The 6,341-nt window shown below is 71.1% G+C and carries 7 protein-coding genes; 3 read left to right on the top strand and 4 right to left on the bottom strand.

What is annotated here, in order from left to right; translation table 11 throughout:
- Positions 1-289: 289 nt before the first annotated feature.
- Positions 290-757: a GNAT family N-acetyltransferase gene (locus ACTUAL_RS22525; RefSeq protein ID WP_440901633.1), complete on the top strand. Its 468-nt coding sequence runs from the start codon at positions 290-292 to the stop codon at positions 755-757.
- 86 nt (positions 758-843) lie between these two features.
- On the opposite strand, the gene ACTUAL_RS22520 is transcribed toward ACTUAL_RS22525, so the two are convergent.
- The 4 genes from ACTUAL_RS22520 to ACTUAL_RS22505 all read right to left on the bottom strand — a co-directional run bounded on the left by ACTUAL_RS22520 (position 844) and on the right by ACTUAL_RS22505 (position 3,567).
- Positions 844-1,761, bottom strand: a complete 918-nt coding sequence (locus tag ACTUAL_RS22520) for a glycoside hydrolase family 16 protein (protein ID WP_440901632.1) — start codon at positions 1,759-1,761, stop codon at positions 844-846.
- A gap of 126 nt (positions 1,762-1,887) precedes the next feature.
- Positions 1,888-2,139: a hypothetical protein gene (locus ACTUAL_RS22515; RefSeq protein ID WP_015805583.1), complete on the bottom strand. Its 252-nt coding sequence runs from the start codon at positions 2,137-2,139 to the stop codon at positions 1,888-1,890.
- Complete coding sequence (locus ACTUAL_RS22510) at positions 2,139-2,777, bottom strand: HNH endonuclease family protein (protein WP_096497378.1); 639 nt, start codon at positions 2,775-2,777, stop codon at positions 2,139-2,141. The genes ACTUAL_RS22515 and ACTUAL_RS22510 overlap by 1 nt, the downstream gene beginning before the upstream one ends.
- A 118-nt stretch (positions 2,778-2,895) precedes the next feature.
- On the bottom strand, positions 2,896-3,567 hold the full coding sequence (locus ACTUAL_RS22505; protein ID WP_096498139.1) for a hypothetical protein: 672 nt from the start codon (positions 3,565-3,567) through the stop codon (positions 2,896-2,898).
- A gap of 94 nt (positions 3,568-3,661) precedes the next feature.
- Between ACTUAL_RS22505 and ACTUAL_RS22500 the strand changes: the two genes are divergently transcribed.
- Positions 3,662-4,951 (top strand): adenylosuccinate synthase, encoded by a 1,290-nt coding sequence (locus tag ACTUAL_RS22500; protein WP_440901631.1) that lies wholly within the window; start codon positions 3,662-3,664, stop codon positions 4,949-4,951.
- Positions 4,952-5,055: 104 nt separating this feature from the next.
- Positions 5,056-6,204 (top strand): LLM class flavin-dependent oxidoreductase, encoded by a 1,149-nt coding sequence (locus tag ACTUAL_RS22495; RefSeq protein WP_440901630.1) that lies wholly within the window; start codon positions 5,056-5,058, stop codon positions 6,202-6,204.
- Positions 6,205-6,341: the final 137 nt, after the last annotated feature.

Raw genomic sequence — 6,341 nt, 5'->3', positions numbered from 1 at the left:
CTCACCCCCCGCCCCCACGGGCGTCTTGACTGGCGTGCTTGCGTCAACGGAGCCAAACCGTATAAGAGGGACCCCGCCCACCGCAGGGGTACAACGGGACCACAGGACCAACGGTCACCGGCCGGCAGAGCCTGTGCCCCTCTTTTTTGGAGGTCTGCCCCGCCGGCGAGGCGTGCCCTTCAGCTCTTGACTTTCAGCTCTTGACTTTCAGCTCTTGCCCTTCAGCTCTTGCCCTTCAGCCCCCCCCTCTCGCCCTCCACCCTCAAACCCCACCCACCACAATGGCCGAATGGCCACCCCCGTGATCCGCCCCGCCCACCCGGAGGACCTTCCCGCCTTAGCCGCGCTGAGGTGGCACTGGACCCTGGAGTCGAGAGGCGCACACCCCTCGTCCCCGCAAGAAGCGTTCACCACCCACTTCACCGCCTGGGCACAAGACCACGCCCAATCGCACCACTGCCTGGTCCTCCTGCGCGACGACCGGATCATCGGCATGGCCTGGCTGGCGCTGGTCCCCCGAGTCCCCCACCCCTTCGCCCCCGACCGCGCCTCCGGCGACCTCCAGTGCGTCTACGTGACACCGGAGGAGCGCAACACCGGCCTGGGCGGAGAGCTGGTCACCGCCGCACTGCGCCTCGCCTCAGAACTGAACCTCGAACGCGTGACCGTGCACTCCAGCGACCGGGCCGTCCCCGCTTGCACCCGTTCCGGTTTCACCCTCCACCCGAACCTGCTCCAAGCCGTCCCCGCCCCATAACCCCCACCCCACAACCCCCGCACAACACGAACGCCGCCCCGCGAAACCGCGGGACGGCGTCCGAAAACCTCAGCCCCCACCCGTCATCACGAAGGCAGCTGCGTCCAGTCCACGTTCGCGTGCAGGTCCCGGTTCGGCCGCTCCCGAGCCTGGAACCCGTACGGGTCCCAGTTGTTCGTGTGCCAGGCGTTCTGCAGGTACGTGCTCGGCTTGTTCGGAACCCGCGAAGCAGGCCCCTTGTAGTCCCACAGCGTCACCCGAGCGCCCTGCGCGTTGACCAGGTAGAAGTTCACCCCACCGGCAGTCCAGTCGAACCCGTACTCGTAGTACTGCGTCGAGCTGTTGTACCCGTGGATCGCGGGCACCGAAGCAGGCTGGTTCTCCGCCCCGCTCAGCTGCACGCAGTCGCCGAAGGTCGTCGAGAAGCACGTGGAGATGATCTTCCCCGCCCGCAGGTCGATGACCCGCGAGACCTTCCGCAGCTGGTCGTTGCTCGCGTTGTAGTCCGTCCAGATCGTCAGGTACACGACCTCGGGCTGCGCGCACAGCCACTCGAAGTCGATCTCGTCGTTGTCCGGGAGCCCGTTCCCGTTCCGGTCGGCGTGGTCGCTGCTGTACGTGAACGCCCCGGTCACCACGCCTGCGCGCGGCTGGGAGGCGCAGTCCGCCGACTTCATCCGGGTGCTGAACGTCCCGTACTTGAACTGCTGGTTGCTGGCGATCTCCACGCCACCGCCCGGACTGGGGTTGGCCCCGGACTTCAGGGTCAGCCGCAGCGCCCGCCCGTCGTCCGCGCCGCTGTCGGCGACGGATCCGGTGGCGTTGAGCGAGGTGGTCTTGTGGAAGATCGGCGAGGTGGTCGCGGTCCAGTTCTCCCGCTGCCCGACGGGCGCGGCTGTGGACGTGGCGACGACGAACAGGCCGGCCGAGAGGACGGCGCCCAGGACGGCAGCCCGTCCGGCCGCGCGCTTGGTGATCACGTGGTGCTCCTCGTGCAGGGTCACCGCGCCGGGGTCAGGGAAGGCGCGGCGCTCCGAGGTTATCCGTTCGTGACCGCTTTCGGAGCTGCTCACGCCCCCTATTCCACATCCGCGCGTCCCCGCGCCTCACTCCCACGCGCCCCCGGCGCCTCATCCCTCCGGCCGGTTCAGCACGCCCACCAGCAGCGCGTGCACCGCCTCGTGGCTCTTGGGGTCGACCCCGGCCACCGAGCCGCCGGTCACCCCGTACCACTCGTCCGCGCCCTCGTACCGCACCTCCGCCTTGAACTTCCCGTCCGCGCCGACGGTCGTCCGCAGCTCCAGGTCACCGGTGACGACCCCGACCTCGTCGGTCATCACCCCGCCCGGCCCGGCCACGAAGGGGGAAGAGTGGTCCGCCATCAACACCTCCCGAGCATCGTCTGCAACGCAGACTTCTCCGCCGAGTCCACCGTCAAACCCCAGGTGTGCTTCGTCCTGGTCCACATCTTGGCGTACGTGCACCAGTACGAGCTCGACGGCGGCTTCCACTGCGCGGGGTCCTTGTCCCCCTTCGACTGGTTCACGTCGTCCGTCACCGCGATCAGCTGCGGCCCCGACAGGTCGTTGGCGAACGACTGCCGCCGGGCGGTGGTCCAGGTCCGCGCCCCCGACCGCCACGCCTCGGCCAGCGGCACCACGTGGTCGATGTCCACGTCCGACGCCGCGCTCCAGCTCGCCCCGTCGTACGGGCTGACCCAGGTCCCCGAGGTCGCCGCGCAGGCCGAGTCGGTGACCACGTTCACCCCGTCGCGCTTGAGCACCGTCTCGCGCGTGTTGCACGCCCCGGACACGGTGACCCAGTGCGGGAACAGCTCCCGCGAGTAGCCGCTGGAGGTGCCCTCCGCCGCGACCGCGAGCCCGGCCAGCTCGGACAGGGCCGTGCTGGTGCCCGGAATCCCCGGAGGGGCGGCCTGGGCGGTGGGCGCGAGGCCGAGCGCCAGCGCCCCGGCCAGGAGCAGGCGAGTCGAGAACCGCGCGGTTCGATTGACCGTTGACATAATTCCGACCTTCCTGGTGGGAAGCACTCGGAATCACTCTGACGGGCCGCTCCTGGCCTTTCAACGCATTCTGCGTTGCCCGCGGGTTACCAATTCACGAAAATACCCGAAAAATCACTCAGCGCATTCCCCGGACAAGCCTCAGGTCCTCCGTGTGGCGGTACCAGGTCCACTTCGACATCGGCCTCGGGTGCGCGTGGCCGTCCGATTCCACGTGCGCGGGGACGCAGCCGAGCTGGAACGCCCGCCCGGCCGTCGTGGTCGTCCTCTTCCCCAGCAGCCGCCGCTGCACCACCCGCACCACCAGCCCGGCCCCGCCGTCCGGGTCGGGCGTGACCTCCAGCCGGGACGCGGGCCCGCGCAGCACCACGGTGTCGTCGCAGTAGCCGACCCCGCGCACCGGTCCGAGCGAGCCGAGCCCGACCAGCACCCCGCCGACGTCGTCGCGCACCAGCGGCACCCGGTCGGCGTCGCCGGTGCGGGCGAGGTCGAGCGCCCGACCGAGGTCCGTCGGCAGCCCCCACAGCTCCGCGACCTGTGACTTCGGCGACACCGGGGCGTACCCGACGACCACTTCGGCCAACCGTTCGGTGCGCAGAAGGCGCAACGCCACGGCGTTCAGGTCGCCGTCCGTGCCCACGACCACGAGACGGCGGTCGCCCAGGTCAGCGAGCACCGGGTCCACCTCGGTCTTCCCCGGCCGTTCGGAGACCCGCCGCACCTCGAACCCGTCACCGTCCGTGATCAATGGCGACTGCGTGTTTCCGCAGGCCAGCACGATTCCGCGCACCTTCATCTCCTGGTCTACGCTCAACGACCGTCCGTCGACGGCCACGCCGCCGCAGGCCGCCGTCCTTGCCCGTTGCAACCGCTTGGAGTTTCACATGCCGGCCGTAGTGCTGATCGGTGCCCAGTGGGGCGATGAGGGCAAGGGCAAGGCGACCGACCTGCTCGGCGAGCGCGTCCAGTGGGTCGTGCGCTACCAGGGCGGCAACAACGCGGGCCACACCGTGGTGCTGCCCGACGGCAAGAAGTTCGCCCTGCACCTGATCCCGTCCGGCATCCTCACGCCCGGCGTGACCAGCGTGATCGGCAACGGCGTCGTGGTCGACCCCGCCGTGCTGCTGGCGGAGCTGGGCGGTCTCGACGAGCGCGGCGTGGACACCAGCAAGCTGCTGGTCTCCGCCGACGCGCACCTGATCATGCCGTACCACGTGGCCATCGATAAGGTCACCGAGCGCTACCTGGGCAAGGCCAAGATCGGCACCACCGGTCGCGGCATCGGCCCCTGCTACCAGGACAAGATCGCCCGCGTCGGCGTGCGCGCGCAGGACCTGCTGGACGAGAAGATCCTGCGGCAGAAGGTCGAGGCCGCCCTGGACTTCAAGAACCAGGTGCTGGTCAAGGTCTACAACCGCAAGGCGCTCGACCCCGACCAGGTCGTCGACTCCGTCCTGGAGCACGGCAGCAGGTTCGCGAACCGCATCGCGGACACCCGCCTGCTGCTCAACCAGGCGCTGGAGCGCGACGAGATCGTGCTGCTGGAGGGCTCGCAGGGCACCCTGCTGGACGTCGACCACGGCACCTACCCGTTCGTGACCTCGTCGAACCCGACCTCGGGCGGCGCGAGCGCCGGCTCGGGCATCGGCCCCAGCCGGATCACCACCGTGATCGGCATCCTGAAGGCGTACACCACCCGCGTCGGCTCCGGCCCGTTCCCGACCGAGCTGAACGACGACATGGGCGAGCTGCTGCGCAAGAACGGCGGCGAGTTCGGTGTCACCACCGGCCGCTCCCGCCGCACCGGCTGGTTCGACGCCGTGATCGCCCGCTACGCCACCCGCGTCAACGGCATCACCGACTTCTTCCTCACCAAGCTGGACGTGCTCTCCGGCCTGGAGACGATCCCGGTCTGCGTCGGCTACGACGTGGACGGCACCCGCGTCGAGGACATGCCGATGACGCAGACCGACGTGCACCACGCCGTCCCGGTGTACGAGGAGCTGCCCGGCTGGTCCGAGGACATCAGCGGCTGCCGCACCTTCGAGGAGCTGCCCGCCAACGCCCGCGCTTACGTCGAGCACCTGGAGTCGATCTCCGGCGCCCGGATCTCGGCCATCGGCGTCGGCCCCGGCCGCGACCAGACGATCGTGCGCCACGACATGCTCGCCTGATCGACCATTTCCGCGCCGCCTGGAAAAGCCTCGGGAAACCGGGGCTTTTCTAGCATTCGGGAACGATTGACGCGCTCCCCGGCGCGTCGTGACACTCCAGTGCCATGAGCCCGACCGTCGCACTGCACTGGTTCCTGCCGACCACCGGGGACGGTCGGACGATCATCGAGCGGTTCCACGCCAACCGCACCCTCGGCGACGCCGCCCAGCGGCAGCCGGACGTCGACTACCTCGCCGCCGTCGCGCAGGCCGCCGAGCGCAACGGGTTCGAGGGGGTGCTCACCCCCACCGGAACCTGGTGCGAGGACGCCTGGCTGACCACCGCCGCGCTGCTCGCCCGCACCAGCACGCTCAAGTTCCTGGTCGCGTTCCGCCCCGGCGTGCTGTCCCCGACGCTCGCCGCCCAGATGGCGGGCACCTACCAGCGGATCTCGCGGGGCAGGCTGCTGCTCAACGTCGTCACCGGCGGCGACGAGGTCGAGCAGCGCCGGTTCGGCGACTGGCTCGACCACGACCGGCGGTACGCGCGCACCGCCGAGTTCCTGCGAGTGCTGCGCGGGGTGTGGTCCGGGACGCCGTTCACCTTCGAGGGCGAGCACTACCGGCTGGAGGGCGCGACCGCGATCGCCCCGCCGGACCCGCGGCCCCCGGTGTACTTCGGCGGCTCGTCCGACGCCGCGCTGCCGGTCGCGGCCGAGCACGCCGACGTGTACCTGACCTGGGGGGAGCCGCCCGCGCAGGTCGCCGAGAAGATCGAGCGGGTGCGCGCGCTGGCGGGCGGGCGGCCGATCCGGTTCGGGGTGCGGCTGCACACGATCAGCCGGGACACCGCCGCCGAGGCGTGGGCCGAGGCGGGGCGGCTGCTCGACGCGCTCGACCCCGAGCAGGTGCGGCGGGCCCAGGAGCAGCTGCGGACCAGCCAGTCCGTGGGGCAGCAGCGGATGCTCGCGCTGCACGGCGGCGACCTCGGCAAGGGGGTGCGCGGGCTGGAGGTGCACCCCGGCCTGTGGGCGGGCGTCGGGCTGGTGCGCGGTGGCGCGGGCACGGCCATGGTGGGCAGCCACTCGGACGTGGCCGACCTGGTCGAGGAGTACCACGCGGTCGGGGTGGACGAGTTCGTGCTGTCCGGCTACCCGCACCTGGAGGAGGCGTACTGGTTCGGCGAGGGCGTGCGCCCGCTGCTGCGGCAGCGCGGGCTGCTCGCGCCCGAGACCACCGCGCGGCGCGCGGGGGCGCTCACCGCCGCCGGGTAGACCTCGGGGCCGGTTCGCAGGGGACCGGTCCCGGTGCAGGGAGGGGGCCCGCCTGCGCGTTCCCGCAGGCGGGCCCGTCCGCGCCCGCCCAGCGCCCGGCACCCGGCACCGGCACCCCGCGCCGGCGCACGGCGCTC

Source organism: Actinosynnema sp. (assembly GCF_052038725.1).
The sequence above is the reverse complement of the archived record's forward strand: the minus strand, read 5'-3'. Positions and strand labels throughout refer to the sequence as shown.